This window comes from Marinobacter goseongensis (assembly GCF_023156235.1).
Lineage (GTDB): Bacteria > Pseudomonadota > Gammaproteobacteria > Pseudomonadales > Oleiphilaceae > Marinobacter > Marinobacter goseongensis.
On sequence record NZ_JAKZAI010000013.1, the window covers coordinates 102415 to 118786 of the forward strand.

Sequence of the window (16372 nt, forward strand, 5' to 3'; positions counted from 1 at the left end):
TATCAGGGTGGTGTGATGACGATTGATTACCAGAGTCTAGCGGTCAGGGGTGTTCAGGCGCTGTCACCGTATCAGCCCGGCAAGCCCATCGCAGAGCTGGCGCGAGAGTTAGGTCTGAATCCCGACGATATCGTCAAGCTGGCCAGTAACGAAAATCCCCTCGGCCCCAGTGAGCGGGCTCTGGCGGCGGCGCGTGAGGCACTGAGCGAGCTTTGTCTCTACCCGGACGGCAACGGCTTTGATCTGAAGCAGGCGCTGGCTGAGCGTTTCGGCGTGGGCATGTCGCAGATTACCCTTGGCAACGGCTCCAACGACATCCTCGAGGTGATCACCCGCTGCTTTGCCGATGCGGAATCGGAAGTGATTTTCTCCCAATACGCCTTCGCGGTGTATCCGCTGGTGACGCAGGCCATTGGTGCCCGTGGCGTGCCGGTGCCGGCGAAAGACTGGGGCCACGATCTGGATGCCATGGCGGCGGCGGTTACGGATCGCACCCGGCTGGTGTTTGTTGCCAACCCCAACAATCCTACCGGCACCGTTCACGGTGCCGCCGCCATTCTGGACTTCCTGGCAAAGATTCCCCCACAGGTTCTGGTGGTGCTGGACGAAGCCTACTGTGAGTACCTTCAGGGTGAAAGTTATGCGGATGGCGTGCAGTTGCTGTCCCGGTTCCCGAATCTGATTGTTTGTCGCACCTTCTCCAAGGCCTGGGGGCTGGCGGCCTTGCGTGTGGGGTACAGCATCAGCTCGGCGGCCATTGCGGACATCCTTAATTGGGTGCGTCAGCCTTTCAATGTCGACACCGTCGCATTGGCAGCCGCCACCGCCGTACTGGGTGATGAGTCCTATCTGCAACGCTCCTGCGAGGTGAATGCCGCCGGTATGGCGCAGTTGGAAGAGGGTTTCCGGGCGCTGGATCTGGACTTTATTCCCTCGGCTGGCAACTTTATTGCCGTTGATGTCGGTGACGATGCCGTGGGTATCTACCAAGCCCTGCTGGAGCAGGGCGTGATCGTGCGTCCCGTTGCGGGCTATGGCATGCCCCGGCACCTACGGGTGTCCATTGGCCTCACGCACGAGAATGCGAAACTTCTGGATGCCCTGGGCAAAGCTCTGGGCCGCTCGGGGCAGGGGGCAGCCTAGTGGCAACCGGCGAGTCATCGTTCAAGCGGGTTGCGGTGATCGGCCTCGGGCTGATTGGCGGCTCGCTGGCGAAAGCGGTCCGTATGAATGGCCTGGCAGAGATGGTCGTCGGCACGGACAAGCGTGAAGACGAACTGTCCCTGGGCGTTGAGCTGGGGGTTGTTGACGAGGCGGTGGGCTCCATTGCCGACGCGGTAACCGGCAGTGATCTGGTGGTTCTGGCGGTGCCGGTTCGTGCCACGCGCGCAGTGCTTGAGGCCATCAAGCCCCATCTGTCGGCGGACGCTGTGCTGACCGATGTGGGCAGCACGAAAACCAGCTTCGTGCAGGATGTGCAGGCGGTGTTTGGAACGCTGTCACCCCGGGTGATTCCCGGGCACCCCATTGCCGGTTCCGAGAAGAGCGGCATTCGGGCCGCCAATCCGGAATTGTTCGCCAATCACAAGGTGATCCTGACGCCCGCGGATGATGTGGATGCGGCCGGCCTGGCCCGCCTGAAGGCCCTGTGGGAGGGCTGTGGCGCCACGGTCCTGACCATGTCGGTGGCCTATCACGACGAAGTGCTGGCAGCCACCAGTCACCTGCCGCATCTGATTGCCTTCTCGCTGGTGGACACGCTGGCCGGCGAGGACGAGAATCTCGATATTTTCCGCTACGCGGCCGGCGGCTTTCGCGATTTTACCCGCATTGCCGCCAGTGATCCGGTGATGTGGCACGATATTTTTCTGTCCAACCGGGACGCGGTTTTACGGGTAATTGACCATTTCACCCACGATCTGGACCAGCTCCGCACGGCCATCGCCGATCAGGACAGTGCCACGCTGCTCCGGGTTTTCAGTCGCGCCAAGGCGGCGCGGGAACACTTTTCGAAAATGCTCTCAGGACAGGCTTACGTGACAAACAACAGTCAGAAACAGGTAACGTTCCGTCTCCAGCCCGGCGGCAGTATGACCGGTGATATCCGGGTGCCCGGTGACAAATCGATTTCCCACCGTTCCATCATGCTGGGCGCTCTGGCGGACGGTCTCACCGAAGTGAAGGGGTTTCTGGAAGGCGAGGACAGCCTCGCCACGCTGCAGGCATTTCGCGACATGGGCGTTACCATCGAGGGCCCGGACGACGGCTTCGTGCGCATCCACGGCGTCGGTCTGAACGGCTTGCAGGCGCCCCGCGGCCCATTGTATCTGGGCAATTCCGGCACCGCGATGCGGTTGTTTGCGGGCCTGCTCGCGGCACAGCCGTTCGATTCCGAGCTGACCGGTGACAGCAGCCTGTCCAAGCGCCCCATGGGGCGTGTTGCGGATCCGCTGCGTGCGATGGGGGCAGTCATCAATACCGCCGACGGCGGTCGCCCGCCGATGAAAATCCGCGGTGGTCAGCAGCTGAGCGGCATTCACTATGAGATGCCGGTGGCTTCGGCGCAGGTCAAATCCTGTCTTTTGCTGGCGGGCCTGTACGCAGAGGGTGTCACCTCGGTCACCGAGCCGGCGCCGACCCGCGATCATACCGAGCGCATGCTGGCCGGTTTCGGGTATCACGTCCATCGTGATAACGCCACAGCCAGTGTGTCCGGCGGCGGCACACTGACCGCCACGGCCATCGATGTGCCCGCTGATATATCCTCTGCTGCGTTTTTCCTGGTGGCCGGCAGCATTGCGCCGGGCTCCGAGCTGACGCTGCGACACGTTGGCATGAATCCGACCCGGGTCGGGGTGATCAACATTCTCCGATTGATGGGTGCCGATATCGAAGTGCGCGACGAGCGCGAAATCGGCGGTGAGCCGGTGGCCGATCTGACCGTGCGTTCCGCACAGCTGAAGGGCATCGATATTCCGGAAGACCAGGTGCCGCTGGCGATTGACGAATTCCCGGTGTTGTTTATTGCCGCGGTCTGCGCGCAGGGCAAAACCGTATTGCGCGGTGCCGAAGAACTGCGGGTGAAGGAGAGCGATCGTATTCAGGTCATGGCCGATGGCCTGGCAGCGCTGGGCGTGAAAACCACAGTGACGTCGGACGGCATCGTTATCGAAGGCGGCCAGACCATTGGTGGCGGGAAGCTGGACAGCCATGGCGACCACCGTATTGCCATGTCCTTTGCCGTGGCCTCGCTGCGAGCGGCCGGTGACATCGAAGTGACGGACTGCGCGAACGTAGCGACATCGTTCCCCGGTTTTGTGGATCTCGCCCGCCAGACCGGTATCCGGATCCACGCCGAAGGAGGGGAGTGATGTCCTCCACTATGGCACCGGTCATTACCGTAGACGGCCCCGGCGGTTCCGGAAAGGGCACGGTGACCCAGATGTTGGCCAAACGTCTGGGTTGGCACCTGCTGGACAGCGGAGCGCTGTATCGTCTTACGGCACTTGCGGCAATGCGACAGGGCGTAGCCCTGGATGATGAGGCCGGCCTGGTGAAGGTGGCTGCCAGCCTGGATGTGGCGTTCGAGCCGACCGGGCCGGGTGAGCCGGTGCGGGTGATTCTGTCCGGTGAAGACGTCACCGCGGAAGTCCGCACTGAAGCCACCGGTGACAACGCCTCCCGGGTCGCCGTGATACAGCCGGTGCGCGACGCCCTGTTGCAGCGGCAGCGAGATTTTCGCCAGTCGCCCGGCCTGGTGGCGGACGGCCGGGACATGGGCACAGTGGTGTTTCCCGATGCCCCGGTAAAGATTTTCCTGACCGCCAGTGCCGAGGAAAGGGCGCGCCGACGCTACAGCCAGTTGAAGGACGCGGGGGTCGATGTTAACATTGACATGCTTTTAGAAGAGATACGGGTTCGCGATGAACGAGATATGAACCGTTCCGCAGCCCCGCTCAAGCCAGCGGATGATGCGCAAGTCATTGATTCCACGGGTTTGAGTATAGAAGAGGTGTTAGACAGGTGTATGGCCGCTGCAGGTCAGGCCTGACTGCACCTTTTTGTCGTTGAAATGCCGGATGTAGCGTTACCTGCCAGCCCCAGGCTGCTTCCGGAAACTACTAACAGACCGTGTTGCTGGTAGCACGGAGCACACTTGCGTTGATCATATAGGACACATAATGAGCGAGAGCTTTGCGGATCTTTTTGAAGAAAGCCTAAAAGAAATTGACATGCAACCGGGTTCCATCGTCCAGGGAACCGTAGTTGACGTCGACAACGACTGGGTCACCGTTAACGCCGGACTGAAGTCCGAAGGCGTTATCCCCGCCTCCCAGTTTCTTAACGAAAAAGGCGAGTTGGAAGTTGCTATTGGCGACGTTGTCGATGTAGCTCTCGACGCTGTTGAAGACGGTTTCGGTGAAACCCGTCTGTCCCGTGAAAAGGCCAAGCGTGCTGAAGCCTGGAAGGTACTCGAGAAGTCCTTCGAAGCTGAAGAAGTGGTCAAGGGCATTATCAACGGCAAGGTCAAGGGCGGCTTCACTGTCGATCTGGCTGGCATCCGTGCCTTCCTGCCAGGCTCTCTGGTAGACGTTCGTCCGGTTCGCGACACCGCGCACCTGGAGAACAAGGAGCTGGAATTCAAGGTTATCAAGCTGGACCAGAAGCGTAACAACGTGGTTGTTTCCCGCCGCGCCGTTCTGGAAGCTGAAAACAGTGCCGAGCGTGAAGCTCTGCTGGAAACCCTGACTGAAGGTCTGGAAATCAAGGGTATCGTCAAGAATCTGACCGACTACGGCGCGTTCGTAGATCTGGGCGGTGTTGACGGCCTGCTGCACATTACCGACATGGCCTGGAAGCGCATCAAGCATCCGAGCGAAATCGTGAATGTGGGCGACGAAATCAATGTGAAGGTCCTCAAGTTTGACCGCGAGCGTAACCGCGTATCTCTGGGCCTGAAGCAGCTGGGCGAAGATCCCTGGGTCGATATCAAGGGTCGTTACCCGGAAGGCAGCAAGGTTACCGCACGTGTAACCAACCTGACCGACTACGGTTGCTTTGCTGAGCTGGAAGAAGGTGTTGAAGGTCTGGTTCACGTATCCGAAATGGACTGGACCAACAAGAACATCCACCCCTCCAAAGTCGTTCAGGTTGGCGACGAAGTGGGCGTGATGATTCTGGATATCGACGAAGAGCGTCGTCGTATCTCTCTGGGTATCAAGCAGTGTGTATCCAACCCGTGGGAAGACTTCTCCGGCAACTTCAACAAAGGCGACCGCATTTCCGGCAAGATCAAGTCAATCACTGACTTCGGTATCTTCATCGGTCTGGACGGTGGCATCGACGGCCTGGTTCATCTGTCTGACATCAGCTGGAACGAGACTGGCGAAGAAGCCGTTCGTGAATACAAGAAGGGCGACGAAGTTGAAACCGTTATCCTGTCTGTTGACCCGGAGCGTGAGCGCATCTCCCTGGGCATCAAGCAGCTGGAAAGCGATCCGTTCGCCGAGTTTGTTCAGCTGAACGACAAGGGCTCCATCGTCAAGGGCACCGTGTCCGCTGTTGACGCGAAGGCAGCTACCATCGCTCTGAACGACGAAGTCGAAGCCGTTCTGAAGGCTTCCGAAATCAGCCGTGACCGTGTTGAAGACGCACGCAACGCGCTGAAGGAAGGCGAAGAAGTTGAAGCGAAGATTATCAGTATCGATCGCAAGAACCGCGTGATCAACCTGTCTGTGAAGTCCAAAGACGTTGAAGACGACAAGCAGGCGCTTGAGAACGTGCGCAGCAAGACCGCAGAATCTTCTGGTGCGACCACCATCGGTGATCTCATCAAGGAGCAGATGCAGCAGCAAAACGCCAACAAAGACTGAGTTTCTTGTTGGTATGAAAAAAACGGGCTCTAAGAGCCCGTTTTTTTTGTGTTTTTTTCTGGTTTGGCTAAACTAGGGTCATGGAGCTGGTAACCGGCTGTCCAATAATAAAGAAGAGGGATAAGCCTCATGACGAAGTCCGAACTGGTTGAGCTGATTGCGTCCAAGCAGACACAGCTCTCCGTGAAAGATGTGGAACTGGCTGTAAAAACGATTATTGAACATATGTCTCAATCCCTGTCCAATGGCCAGCGGATCGAGATACGCGGATTCGGCAGTTTTTCCCTGCACCACCGGGCAGCGAGAACCGGCCGGAACCCGAAAACCGGCGAGGCAGTCCAGTTGCCCGCCAAGTTTGTACCGCACTTCAAGCCGGGCAAAGAATTGCGCGAACAGGTGAATGACAGCCTGAAAAAAGGTTTTTGATCGCCTTTTCAGGGAACGAACACTGATCGGGGGCCACACCCCCTGGGGGAGCATTACAGCAATGGCAGGGTTGCAGAAAGTTCTCATTATTCTGTTGGTTTTATTGCTTGTCCTGGTGGCGCTGGTCTTCTCTCTCAATAACCAGATGGCGGTGGCACTGAACTTTCTGGTGTTCGAGACCCAGCCCCATGGTGTTGCAGTCTGGATCATTCTGTCTTTTGTGGTGGGCGCGCTGATTGGTGTTTTGATCACAATGCTCGCCACCTTCCGAACTTCCGTCTCCCGTCGAAACCTGCAGAAGCGGCTTACCCGCGCGGAGCAGGCATTGGAGAAATCCAGGGCCGAGAACGACCGGACGCTTTAATGGACATAGTGCTTCAATGGCTACTCCTGACCGTGGCTGTCGCGGCCGGTTGGTTTGCCGGGCGCCTCAGTAATTCTTCGCGGGGCTCGAAAAAGGTCATTGCCGATGAAGACTCGGTAAGAGATCGCCTGCAGTTCCTGTTTACCAATTACTCCGATCAGGCCGTCGAGAATTTTGTCCAGTCTCTGGCGGTTAACCGCGATACCGTCAGCCTTCATCTTTCCATCGGTGCCCATTTTCGCCATAAGGGCGAAACTGACCGTGCCATCCTAATTCACCAGAACCTGCTAGCCCGTCCTGAGCTGCCGCCTCGCTTTTCGCCGCAAGTTACCTTTGAACTGGCGCTGGATTACCTTAACGCCGGCCTGCTGGATCGTGCCGAAGCGTTGCTTCATGAGTTGATGGGGGATCGTGAATACGGCCGTAAGGCCTCTCTGCAGCTGATCGAGTTGTACCAGCAGGAGAAAGAGTGGGGCAAGGCCGCGCAGGTGGCCCAGACCCTGACCAACGGCCAGACCGATCCGGCGGTACTGAAGATGCTGGCTTACATTACCTGCGAGATTGCTGACGAAGCGTTCAAGAAGGACGATCGCTGGGGCGCCCAGAAACTCGCGAAAGAAGCCTTGGAATTCGACCGTTCCTGTGTGCGTGCCACCTTTATCCTCATGAAGTTGCAAATCCGTCAGGGCAACTTCAGAGAGGCTGCGGGCCAGAGCTTCAAGGTATTCGATCAGAATCCGGAGTTCGGTTCTGAGGCGGTAGACCGGTTGATGAAGCTGGAGCATGAGCACGGCGACATTGGCAGGTTGGTGAAGAAACTGCGGAAGCTCTATGAAACCTGGCCGAGCACCAGCCTGTTGTTGGCGCTGGTGGAGTCTGTGGAGCGCGCCTCCGGTCGCCCGGCGGCCATTGAGCTGCTGCGGCTGGAACTGGAGGTGCGCCCCAGTGTTCGGGGGCTTTTGCGTCTGGTAGAGATGGCCGGCTATGAGAAGGGCATGACTACGGACGAGGGTCGTCTGGTCAGCCGCATTGGCCATCTCATTCTCGCTAACCGCCCCGTCTATCGCTGTGTCAGCTGCGGCTTTTCGGGTCGGCAGTTACACTGGCTGTGCCCGAGCTGCAAACAATGGGAAACCGTGCGGCCCATTCAGGGTGTTGAAGCCGAATAACACCGAGTTGCGGTACACTATGGGGTACCGATGTTTCCGATCCCTTTCACCGATTGCCCCCAGGACCTGACTGTGCAAAGCAAACATGACCCGAAGATCATCGTCGCCCTCGATTTTCCCTCAGAGAATCCTGCGTTGGCGCTGGTGGATCAACTGGACCCGGCCAAATGTCGCCTGAAAGTCGGCAAAGAGCTGTTTACCCGTTCCGGCCCGGCATTGGTACGCAGTTTTCAGGATCGTGGGTTCGACGTTTTTCTCGATCTGAAATTTCACGACATCCCCAATACCACCTCTGCGGCCGTCGCGGCCGCAGCAGATCTGGGAGTCTGGATGGTGAACGTGCACGCATCCGGCGGTCAGAACATGATGGTTGCCTGCCGCGAGCGTCTGGAAGCCTTCGGCGCCGACCGCCCGTTACTCATCGCCGTCACCGTGCTGACCAGCATGTCCGCTGCGGACCTGGCCGGCATCGGTATCACCGACAGCCCGGAAGCTCACGTCTCCCGCCTGGCAACCCTGACCAGAAACTGCGGCCTCGACGGCGTGGTTTGCTCCGCCCAGGAAGCCCCGAAGCTGAAAGCGGAGCAGGGCGCCGACTTCAGACTGATCACCCCGGGTATCCGCCCGCTGACCGCCGACAAAGGCGACCAGCAGCGAATTATGACCCCCTCGGATGCCCTGAGGGCCGGATCTGATTACCTTGTTATTGGCCGGCCGATTACCCAGGCGGTGGATCCGCTGGCTGCGCTGGAGGCTATCCACACTGAGGTTGTCGGTCTCTGACTTTTGTTGAGACCCCTGTCTACAGGCTAGGGCAGAACCAAAGCTGCGATGACTCATCACGGCAAGAACACAAACCATGACGGCCAAAAACGAAAAAACCCGCTAACTCAAAGAATTAGCGGGCTTTCAAAATAGTGGCTCCCCGACCTGGGCTCGAACCAGGGACAAACGGATTAACAGTCCGTTGCTCTACCAACTGAGCTATCGGGGAACGTCGTCGTGTGACGAGGCGCGTATATTAAGTTGGCTATACCGCCCCGTCAACCCCTGGCAAAAACTTTTTAGCCGAGGGCTTTCTGCAGCCGTTCGATCGCCTTTTCCAGGTTGTCCATGCTGGTGGCAAAGCTCAAGCGCATGTGGCCCGGAGAGCCGAAGGCTGAGCCCGGAACCAGCGCCACACCGGCCTCGGTCAGCAACTTCTCGGCAAATTCCACATCGTTGCTAACGCTGCTGTCGGCATCAATAGCACCCTGGAAGCTCGGGAAAACATAGAAAGTGCCGTCGCCGTTCAGGCACTCCACGCCGGGTAGGTTGTTCAGCGCTTCTACCAGCCAGTCGTGGCGCTCCTTGAAGGCTTTGACCATCTCGCCCACGCAATCTTGTGACCCTTCCAGGGCAGCCTGAGCCGCGGCCTGGGAAATAGAGGCCGGGTTGGAGGTGCTCTGGGACTGGATCTTCTTCATGGCGCCGATGATTTTCGCCGGGCCCGCCGCATAACCGATACGCCAGCCTGTCATGGAGTAGGCCTTGGACACACCGTTCAGCACGAAGGTGCGGTCGTACAGTTCCGGCGTCGCGTTGAGGATGTTGCAGAACGGCTTGCCGGTCCACAGGATTGGCTCGTACATGTCATCCGTGGCGATCATGATGTTCGGGTGCTTCTTCAGTACTTCGCCAATCGCCCGCAGCTCTTCCAGGGTGTAGGCCATGCCGCTGGGGTTGGACGGGCTATTGATCACGAACAGACGGGTGCGCTCGGTGATGGCGTTTTCCAGCTGTTCCGGCGTAATCTTGAAGCGGGTGTCCGCGGTGGTTTCGATGATCACCGGTTTACCCTCGGCGACCAGCACCATGTCCGGGTAGGAAACCCAGTAGGGCGCCGGAATAATAGCTTCGTCACCCTGGTTGAGGGTCGCCAGGGCAAGGTTGAAAAAGCTCTGTTTGCCACCACTGCTTACCAGAATCTGGTTGGCTTCATATTCCAGGCCGTTGTCTCGCTTGAACTTCGCAATGATCGCCTTCTTCAGAGCGGGCGTACCATCCACGGCAGTGTATTTGGTCTGGCCGTTGTTAATGGCCTCGATGGCTGCCTGTTTGATGTGCTGGGGGGTATCGAAGTCCGGTTCGCCGGCACCCAGGCCGATAATGTCCTGGCCTGCAGCGCGCAGTTCGGCTGCTTTATTGGTAACAGCGAGGGTGGGAGAGGGCTTGATTGCCTGTACTCGGCTGGAAAGTTGAAGGTCCAAACTTGCGCTCCTTAAAGCTGCGTCTGATAGGGCTGCGACCGCCGGGTGCCAGCGCTGCTGGCTGTTTGTCACCCAGCCGTCGATCGCAGTGATGGTACCATGAAGCCAGCGTAACGATAAATTTCTCTGTAAACTGCCATGATTCAAATTCCGAATCCTTCACCGGAGGTTGTCCGCCGCTTATGGCCACTTCAGAAACCGGCGCCCTGATGAAAGACGGTGCGTTCAAGGTCGATTCACCCTTCCAGCCGGCCGGCGATCAGCCCAAGGCCATTGCGGGCCTGGTGGATGGTATCCAGTCTGGCCTTGCCCATCAGACGCTGTTGGGGGTAACGGGCTCGGGTAAGACCTTCACCGTCGCCAATGTCATCCAGCAGGTACAGCGGCCCACCATCATCATGGCCCACAACAAGACGCTGGCCGCGCAGCTTTACGGTGAATTCCGCGAGTTCTTCCCGGACAATGCCGTCGAATACTTTGTTTCCTACTACGACTATTACCAGCCGGAAGCGTATGTGCCGTCGTCGGACACGTTCATCGAGAAAGACGCGTCCATCAACGAACACATTGAGCAGATGCGGCTGTCGGCCACCAAGGCCCTGCTGGAGCGGCCGGATGCCATTATCGTCGCCACCGTGTCGTCCATCTACGGTCTGGGCGACCCCCAGTCCTATCTGAAAATGATGTTGCACCTGGACCGTGGTGATCAGATCGATCAGCGTTACATCCTGCGTCGTCTGGCGGAACTGCAGTACACCCGCAACGACATCGAGTTTCACCGCGCCAACTACCGTGTGCGCGGCGATGTGATTGACGTGTTTCCGGCGGAATCGGAGAAAGAAGCCATCCGCATCGAGCTGTTCGACGACGAAGTGGAGAATCTGAGCTATTTCGATCCGCTCACCGGCGAGGTCCTGCGCCGGGTACCACGGGTGACTATTTATCCCAAATCCCACTATGTGACGCCCAGGCAGACCGTGCTGGACGCCGTGGAACACATCAAGGTGGAACTGGATGGCCGCCTGCAGCAATTGCGAGACAACAACCGCCTGGTGGAAGCCCAGCGGCTGGAGGAACGCACCCGCTACGACATCGAGATGATGCTGGAGCTGGGCTACTGCAACGGCATCGAGAACTATTCCCGCTATCTGTCGGGTCGGCGGCCCGGTGAGGCGCCGCCCACGCTGTTTGATTACCTGCCGCCCAATGCCTTGCTGGTGGTCGACGAGTCCCACGTGACGGTGTCGCAGATCGGTGCCATGTACAAAGGCGACCGCTCGCGCAAGGAAACCCTGGTGGAGTATGGTTTCCGCTTGCCGTCTGCGCTGGATAACCGGCCGATGCGGTTCGACGAGTGGGAGCGCATCGCGCCGCAGATGATTTTCGTGTCCGCCACGCCGGGCAACTATGAGGCCGAGCACGCGGGGCAGGTGGTTGAGCAGGTGGTACGGCCCACTGGTTTGCTCGACCCGGAAATCGAGGTGCGCCCGGCGTCCACGCAGGTGGACGATCTGCTGTCGGAGATTCGCCTTCGTACCGCCGTCAACGAGCGGGTACTGGTCACGACGCTGACAAAGCGCATGGCCGAAGATCTGACCGACTTTATGATGGAGCACGATATCCGCGTGCGCTACCTGCATTCTGACATCGACACGGTGGAGCGGGTGGAGATCATCCGGGATCTGCGCAGAGGCGAATTTGACGTGCTGATCGGCATCAACCTGCTGCGGGAAGGGCTGGATATGCCGGAAGTGTCGCTGGTGGCCATTCTAGATGCGGACAAGGAGGGCTTCCTGCGCTCCGAGCGTTCGCTGATCCAGACCATTGGTCGCGCCGCGCGGAATATCCACGGCAAGGCCATTCTCTATGGGGATCGCATCACCGGTTCGATGCAGCGGGCGATCGACGAGACCGATCGACGGCGGACCAAACAGGAAGCCCATAACCTGGAGCAGGGCATCACACCCCAGGGCCTCAACAAGAAGATCGCCGATATCATGGAAGGCGCCGGTGGCGGTGGTCGTGGCCGTCGCAAGGCGGAACGGCCGGGTCAGAAGGCCGCGGAAGAGGCGGAACAGTACCGGGCCAGAACCGGCAACCGCTCGCCCCAGGAGGTGCTCAAGGAAGTGTCGCGGCTGGAGGACGAAATGTACAAGGCGGCTTCCGAACTGGACTTCGAAACCGCCGCCCGTTTGCGGGATGACATTGCCGAACTGAAAGAGGCCGCGCTCCGGACGGGTTGACCGGTGGTCAGCGCCGCGGCCCGACGATCACCGCGGCCTGCAGCGGCTGGTTTCTGCCATAGCGGGACATCTTGTCGAACACCCGGCGGTCAATGGGCAGATACTGCTTGTCGGCCACGGTTTCCCCCGCGACCACATCGATTTCCGGATCGTGCAGGTAGACGAACTGGTCATCCATGGCGCACACGGTGACCCAGTGAGGCACGCGGCTGCGGTTCAACTGCCAGGTGCTGATCAGGATGACCGGCACACGCCCCTCGTGGAGCGCCGACTCGAGGCCCTCCAGGGTCAGAGGATCATGGTGAAGCTGGATGCCGGTCTGCCCAATGTCGTGCAGAAACCCCTCGTGTACCAGTTCCAGCACCCGCTTCTTGTCGTCGTTTCTGACCGTGTCCTTGAACAGGGCGCCTTCCTTGCTGATCCAGGCACTGGCGTAAAAGCCCCGGTGCCAGGCCGACAGCGCAAGCCCGTGGGGTCCGCAGCCGCCGTGGCCGGCCAGCATGAAGATGGTGGTGGCTTCACGCCAGATTTTCAGCTCTTCCAGAGTGGTCAACGGCTGCTGTTCATCCAGTGTGGCCATGGCCATGATCAGTGCCGCCGGGCCACAGGAGAATTCCGTGGTTTGCGGGTAATAGGGCACCTTGGGAAATTCCCGCGTCGGCTCATAAAACAGAATCCGCCGCTCGAAACGAAGCGCGTTGCCGTGGTCCTCGTAGTAATCCCGATACGTGCCGAACTGGCGATAGCCCAGCCGCCGATACAGGGCGATGGCGGGTTCGTTGTCTTCGCGCACTTCCAGGCGCATGACAATCCGGTCGGCCTCCACCGCTTCCTTTTCCGCCTCGCGAATCAGCTTCTCGCCCACGCCGCGACCACGGGCGTCCGGGGACACGGCTACCGAATATATTCTGGCCATCCGGGTGGCGGCACTCATCAACACCAGACAGTACCCGACCAGGGCGCCGTGCAGATTCGCCACGATCAGGCGGTCCCTCGGCATTTCCAGAAACCGCCGGAAACTGCGGCGGGAAATCCGGTCCTCGCGAAAACTGCGGTTCTCCAGCTCAATCAGAGCGTCCAGATCATCGCTGGTGGCCTGGCGAAGAATGACATCGGGCATAAAAGGGGGCCTTGAGAGTGCTTACAGCGTGCTTGGAGAGCGCCTTGGGTACGTCGTGGTCGGGGCGGCTCGCAGGCTTCCCGTATGCGGCTATTATGGTAGAGAGTCGGGCAATCGCAAAGTGCGCCGCCATGCGTAAAAGCACGCATCCACAGGGGATTGTGCCGACATGGGAGGCAAGCGTATCGTTGCCGGCAATTCAATGGACGTTTCCTCAGGGAGGAACTGCATGTCCCGTTTGCTCATTGTAGTGGATCGCGTTAAAGACTGGGCACCCTATTATCCCAGTGAGGACGTGCTCTCTTTTGACCAGTACCTCCAGTTCTCTGCGCCTGCTGCCAGTCGGGTGCGGGTGATCAACCTGTGTCAGAGCGCGAAATACCTGAGCCGGGGCTATTACTGTTCCTTGCTGGCGGAAGCGCGGGGGCACCATGTGGTGCCGTCGGTGATGACGCTTAACGATTTGAGCCGCAAGGGCCTGTTTTCACTGGAACTGGAAGAGCTGGATGCCAGTGTGATGACCTGGCTGGAGGCGGCCGGTTCGGAAATCGACCCGGCCAGTGACGAACGCAACGCTACCCATGAGGTGCGGGTTCGCACCTATTTCGGTCAGGCCGAACACCCGGAGCTGAAACCGGTAGCGCGGGCGCTGTTCGAGCGTTTCCCCTGTCCGATTCTGGAAATCGTGTTCAAGCGACGCAAAACCTGGCAGATCGAGTCCATGAAGCCGGCGGCGCCGTCGGATCTGAGTGAGCAGGAGCAGGATGTATTCGCCGCTGCGTTCGATCGCTTCAGCAGCATGGTGTGGCGCAAGCCCCGCACACGCCGCCGTTACCGGTTTGATCTGGCGGTACTGGTCAATCCCGATGAGGAGATGCCCCCCAGCGACAAAGTGGCCCTGAGCCGCTTCGAGAAGGCCGGCCGCAAGTTGGGTATCAACGTCGAGCAGATCAGTCGCCGTGACTACATGCGCCTGCCTGAGTACGACGGCCTGTTCATTCGTGAAACCACGGCCATCGACCACCACACCTACCGGTTTGCCCGCAAGGCCGAGGCCGAAGGCATGGTGGTGATTGACGACCCGGTGTCGATACTGCGCTGCACCAACAAGGTCTTTCTGGCGGACCTGTTGAAGAACAACAAGATACCCACACCGAAAACCCTGATCCTGTCAAAGGACCAGAAAGACGCCGTGGACCAGGTGGTTCGCGAACTGGGCTTTCCGGTGGTGATCAAGATCCCTGACGGTGCCTTCTCCCGCGGCGTGAACAAGGCGGAAGACGAGAAAACCCTGAAAGCGGGGCTGAAGGAGTTGTTCAAACAGTCGGCTTTGGTGCTGGCCCAGGAATACCTTTACACCGATTACGACTGGCGCATCGGCGTGCTGGGTGGTCGGGCCATCTACGCCTGCAAATACTACATGGTGAAAGGGCACTGGCAGATTTATCAGCACGGCGGCGCGGAGGTGGACAGCGGTGGCTTCGAAACCATGCCTACCTATGAAGTGCCGCGGAACGTGATTCAGGCCGCCCTGAACGCTACGCGTCTGATTGGTAACGGCCTTTACGGGGTAGACATCAAACAGTCGGGCAACCGGGTGGCGGTGATCGAGGTGAACGATAACCCCAGCATCGACGCCGGCGTGGAAGACCGCTTCCTCGGTGGCGAGTTATACACGCTCATCATGCAGGAATTTCTTTCCCGCATGGAGGAGAACCGGCGCCGTTAACGGGCGCCGAACCACAGGCGCAGGCTACCGAACCAGGGGTAGCCCTGCAGATGGCTGGTGATTTGCGCTTCGTCCACCCCGGTTGCGTCATCGGGGGTTTCGAAGAAAAGCTCCACGTGAATCTTGTTTCGCAGGTAATGCAGGCGGATGCGAGTGCGAGGTGGCATCTCACCGAGACGCGCTTCGAGAAGTTTGCGAATGCCCTCTCGCGTGGGGAGTTGTCCGGAGGTGGGGGGATGCTCCTCATCGTTTTCCGCGTCGATGTGGAAATTGATGTCGCGGATGTTGTCCAGGGCGTCTCTCATGCCCGACACCACCTGCATTCCGATCTGATGCCCTTCTGATACGCTGATCTCCGGGCGCACCACCAGGTGAATGTCCAGCAGGATATCATGCCCCATGCGGCGGCTACGAAGTTCATGCACATTGCGCACGCCTTCGGTATCGCGGGCGATGGCTTTAAGCATCTCGGTGTCTTCCGGTGACAGGCCGGTATCCACCAATTCCTTGACCGCGTCCCAGGTGAACTTCCAGCCAATGTGAATAATGATACCGGCGATCACTACGGCGGCGAGGGTGTCTACCCAGATGAACCCGCCCATCGCGCCGAGGGTGGACACCAGTACGATGACCGACGAGAACGCATCGGTGCGGCTGTGCCAGGCATTGGCGATAATCAGATCAGAGCGGATAGCCTGACCCACCCGGCGGGTGTAGCGGTAGATCCACTCCTTGCCGATAACGGAGGCGGCTGCCGCCACCAGCACCGGCCAGCCCGGCACCTGGTCGGCGCTCCCCTGAATCAGGCGAAGTATGTTGTCCCAGGCCAGTGCCGCGCCCACGGCGATCAGAATGCTCCCCAGTACCATGGTGCCAATGGTTTCAATGCGCTGGTGGCCATACGGGTGGTTCTGGTCCGGCTTTTGCCGCGATACCCGCATGACGCCGAGGACAACAAGGTCGGAAGCGACGTCGCTGAAGGAGTGGATACCATCAACCAGAAGCGCCTGGGAATGGAAAAATACACCACCAATGACTTTGATGACTCCCAGCACGGCATCGAGAACCATCCCGATGAGGGTGACCCTTGAGGCGGCGCGTAGCTCTGCCTTGAGATCCGGGCTATGGCGGACGGGTGTTGTCGGTGGGTGGGTCATTGAAAAGCACTCTCGGGGTTTTGTGGGCCATTATAGTCGCAA

At 59.3% G+C, this 16372-nt stretch carries 13 protein-coding genes and 1 tRNA gene; 10 read left to right on the forward strand and 4 right to left on the reverse strand.

Annotated elements, in window-relative coordinates; genetic code table 11:
- The first annotated feature begins 15 nt into the window (after window positions 1-15).
- From hisC to pyrF, 8 genes are all read left to right on the forward strand, one after another.
- Window positions 16-1143: a histidinol-phosphate transaminase gene (gene hisC / locus MLC70_RS13190; RefSeq protein WP_248184479.1), complete on the forward strand. Its 1128-nt coding sequence runs from the start codon at window positions 16-18 to the stop codon at window positions 1141-1143.
- Complete coding sequence (locus MLC70_RS13195; RefSeq protein ID WP_248184482.1) at window positions 1143-3371, forward strand: bifunctional prephenate dehydrogenase/3-phosphoshikimate 1-carboxyvinyltransferase; 2229 nt, start codon at window positions 1143-1145, stop codon at window positions 3369-3371. Before hisC ends, MLC70_RS13195 begins: the two co-directional genes overlap by 1 nt.
- Window positions 3371-4051 (forward strand): (d)CMP kinase, encoded by a 681-nt coding sequence (cmk, locus tag MLC70_RS13200; RefSeq protein ID WP_248184484.1) that lies wholly within the window; start codon window positions 3371-3373, stop codon window positions 4049-4051. Before MLC70_RS13195 ends, cmk begins: the two co-directional genes overlap by 1 nt.
- Window positions 4052-4181: 130 nt before the next feature.
- Entirely contained in the window at window positions 4182-5873 is a 1692-nt protein-coding gene (gene rpsA, locus MLC70_RS13205; protein ID WP_248184486.1) for a 30S ribosomal protein S1, read from the forward strand.
- A gap of 129 nt (window positions 5874-6002) precedes the next feature.
- A complete protein-coding gene (locus MLC70_RS13210; RefSeq protein ID WP_012139425.1) occupies window positions 6003-6299 on the forward strand; it encodes an integration host factor subunit beta in 297 nt (98 codons plus the stop codon).
- A 61-nt stretch (window positions 6300-6360) separates the two neighbouring features.
- On the forward strand, window positions 6361-6663 hold the full coding sequence (locus MLC70_RS13215; RefSeq protein WP_248184488.1) for a LapA family protein: 303 nt from the start codon (window positions 6361-6363) through the stop codon (window positions 6661-6663).
- Window positions 6663-7832 carry a lipopolysaccharide assembly protein LapB gene (lapB, locus tag MLC70_RS13220; protein WP_248184490.1) on the forward strand — a complete coding sequence of 390 codons (1170 nt, stop codon included), beginning with the start codon at window positions 6663-6665 and terminating at the stop codon, window positions 7830-7832. Before MLC70_RS13215 ends, lapB begins: the two co-directional genes overlap by 1 nt.
- A gap of 72 nt (window positions 7833-7904) precedes the next feature.
- Window positions 7905-8615: an orotidine-5'-phosphate decarboxylase gene (gene pyrF / locus MLC70_RS13225; protein WP_248184494.1), complete on the forward strand. Its 711-nt coding sequence runs from the start codon at window positions 7905-7907 to the stop codon at window positions 8613-8615.
- 135 nt (window positions 8616-8750) lie between these two features.
- Here pyrF and MLC70_RS13230 read toward each other — a convergent pair.
- Both MLC70_RS13230 and MLC70_RS13235 read right to left on the reverse strand, forming a co-directional pair.
- A tRNA-Asn gene (locus MLC70_RS13230) sits at window positions 8751-8826 on the reverse strand.
- Between the two features lie 70 nt (window positions 8827-8896).
- Window positions 8897-10081: a pyridoxal phosphate-dependent aminotransferase gene (locus MLC70_RS13235; protein ID WP_248184496.1), complete on the reverse strand. Its 1185-nt coding sequence runs from the start codon at window positions 10079-10081 to the stop codon at window positions 8897-8899.
- Between the two features lie 209 nt (window positions 10082-10290).
- Between MLC70_RS13235 and uvrB the strand changes: the two genes are divergently transcribed.
- Window positions 10291-12324 (forward strand): excinuclease ABC subunit UvrB, encoded by a 2034-nt coding sequence (gene uvrB / locus MLC70_RS13240; protein ID WP_248184531.1) that lies wholly within the window; start codon window positions 10291-10293, stop codon window positions 12322-12324.
- A gap of 7 nt (window positions 12325-12331) precedes the next feature.
- Here the strand turns inward: uvrB and rimI are convergent, their stop codons facing one another.
- Window positions 12332-13444 (reverse strand): ribosomal protein S18-alanine N-acetyltransferase, encoded by a 1113-nt coding sequence (gene rimI, locus MLC70_RS13245; RefSeq protein WP_248184499.1) that lies wholly within the window; start codon window positions 13442-13444, stop codon window positions 12332-12334.
- Between the two features lie 229 nt (window positions 13445-13673).
- On the opposite strand from rimI, the gene MLC70_RS13250 reads away from it, so the two are divergent.
- On the forward strand, window positions 13674-15173 hold the full coding sequence (locus MLC70_RS13250) for a RimK family protein (protein ID WP_248184501.1): 1500 nt from the start codon (window positions 13674-13676) through the stop codon (window positions 15171-15173).
- Here the strand turns inward: MLC70_RS13250 and MLC70_RS13255 are convergent.
- Window positions 15170-16330 carry a cation diffusion facilitator family transporter gene (locus MLC70_RS13255; RefSeq protein ID WP_248184506.1) on the reverse strand — a complete coding sequence of 387 codons (1161 nt, stop codon included), beginning with the start codon at window positions 16328-16330 and terminating at the stop codon, window positions 15170-15172. The two genes, MLC70_RS13250 and MLC70_RS13255, sit on opposite strands and share 4 nt — an antisense overlap.
- Window positions 16331-16372 lie beyond the last annotated feature (42 nt).

Excerpts from the sequence above, each read along its gene's own strand:
- hisC (WP_248184479.1), top strand. The coding sequence starts at position 16 with ATGACGATTGATTACCAGAGTCTAGCGGTCAGGGGTGTTCAGGCGCTG.
- cmk (WP_248184484.1), top strand. The coding sequence starts at position 3,371 with ATGTCCTCCACTATGGCACCGGTCATTACCGTAGACGGCCCCGGCGGT.
- rpsA (WP_248184486.1), top strand. The coding sequence starts at position 4,182 with ATGAGCGAGAGCTTTGCGGATCTTTTTGAAGAAAGCCTAAAAGAAATT.
- MLC70_RS13210 (WP_012139425.1), top strand. The coding sequence starts at position 6,003 with ATGACGAAGTCCGAACTGGTTGAGCTGATTGCGTCCAAGCAGACACAG.
- MLC70_RS13215 (WP_248184488.1), top strand. The coding sequence starts at position 6,361 with ATGGCAGGGTTGCAGAAAGTTCTCATTATTCTGTTGGTTTTATTGCTT.
- lapB (WP_248184490.1), top strand. The coding sequence starts at position 6,663 with ATGGACATAGTGCTTCAATGGCTACTCCTGACCGTGGCTGTCGCGGCC.
- uvrB (WP_248184531.1), top strand. The coding sequence starts at position 10,291 with ATGAAAGACGGTGCGTTCAAGGTCGATTCACCCTTCCAGCCGGCCGGC.
- rimI (WP_248184499.1), bottom strand. The coding sequence starts at position 13,444 with ATGCCCGATGTCATTCTTCGCCAGGCCACCAGCGATGATCTGGACGCT.
- MLC70_RS13250 (WP_248184501.1), top strand. The coding sequence starts at position 13,674 with ATGTCCCGTTTGCTCATTGTAGTGGATCGCGTTAAAGACTGGGCACCC.
- MLC70_RS13255 (WP_248184506.1), bottom strand. The coding sequence starts at position 16,330 with ATGACCCACCCACCGACAACACCCGTCCGCCATAGCCCGGATCTCAAG.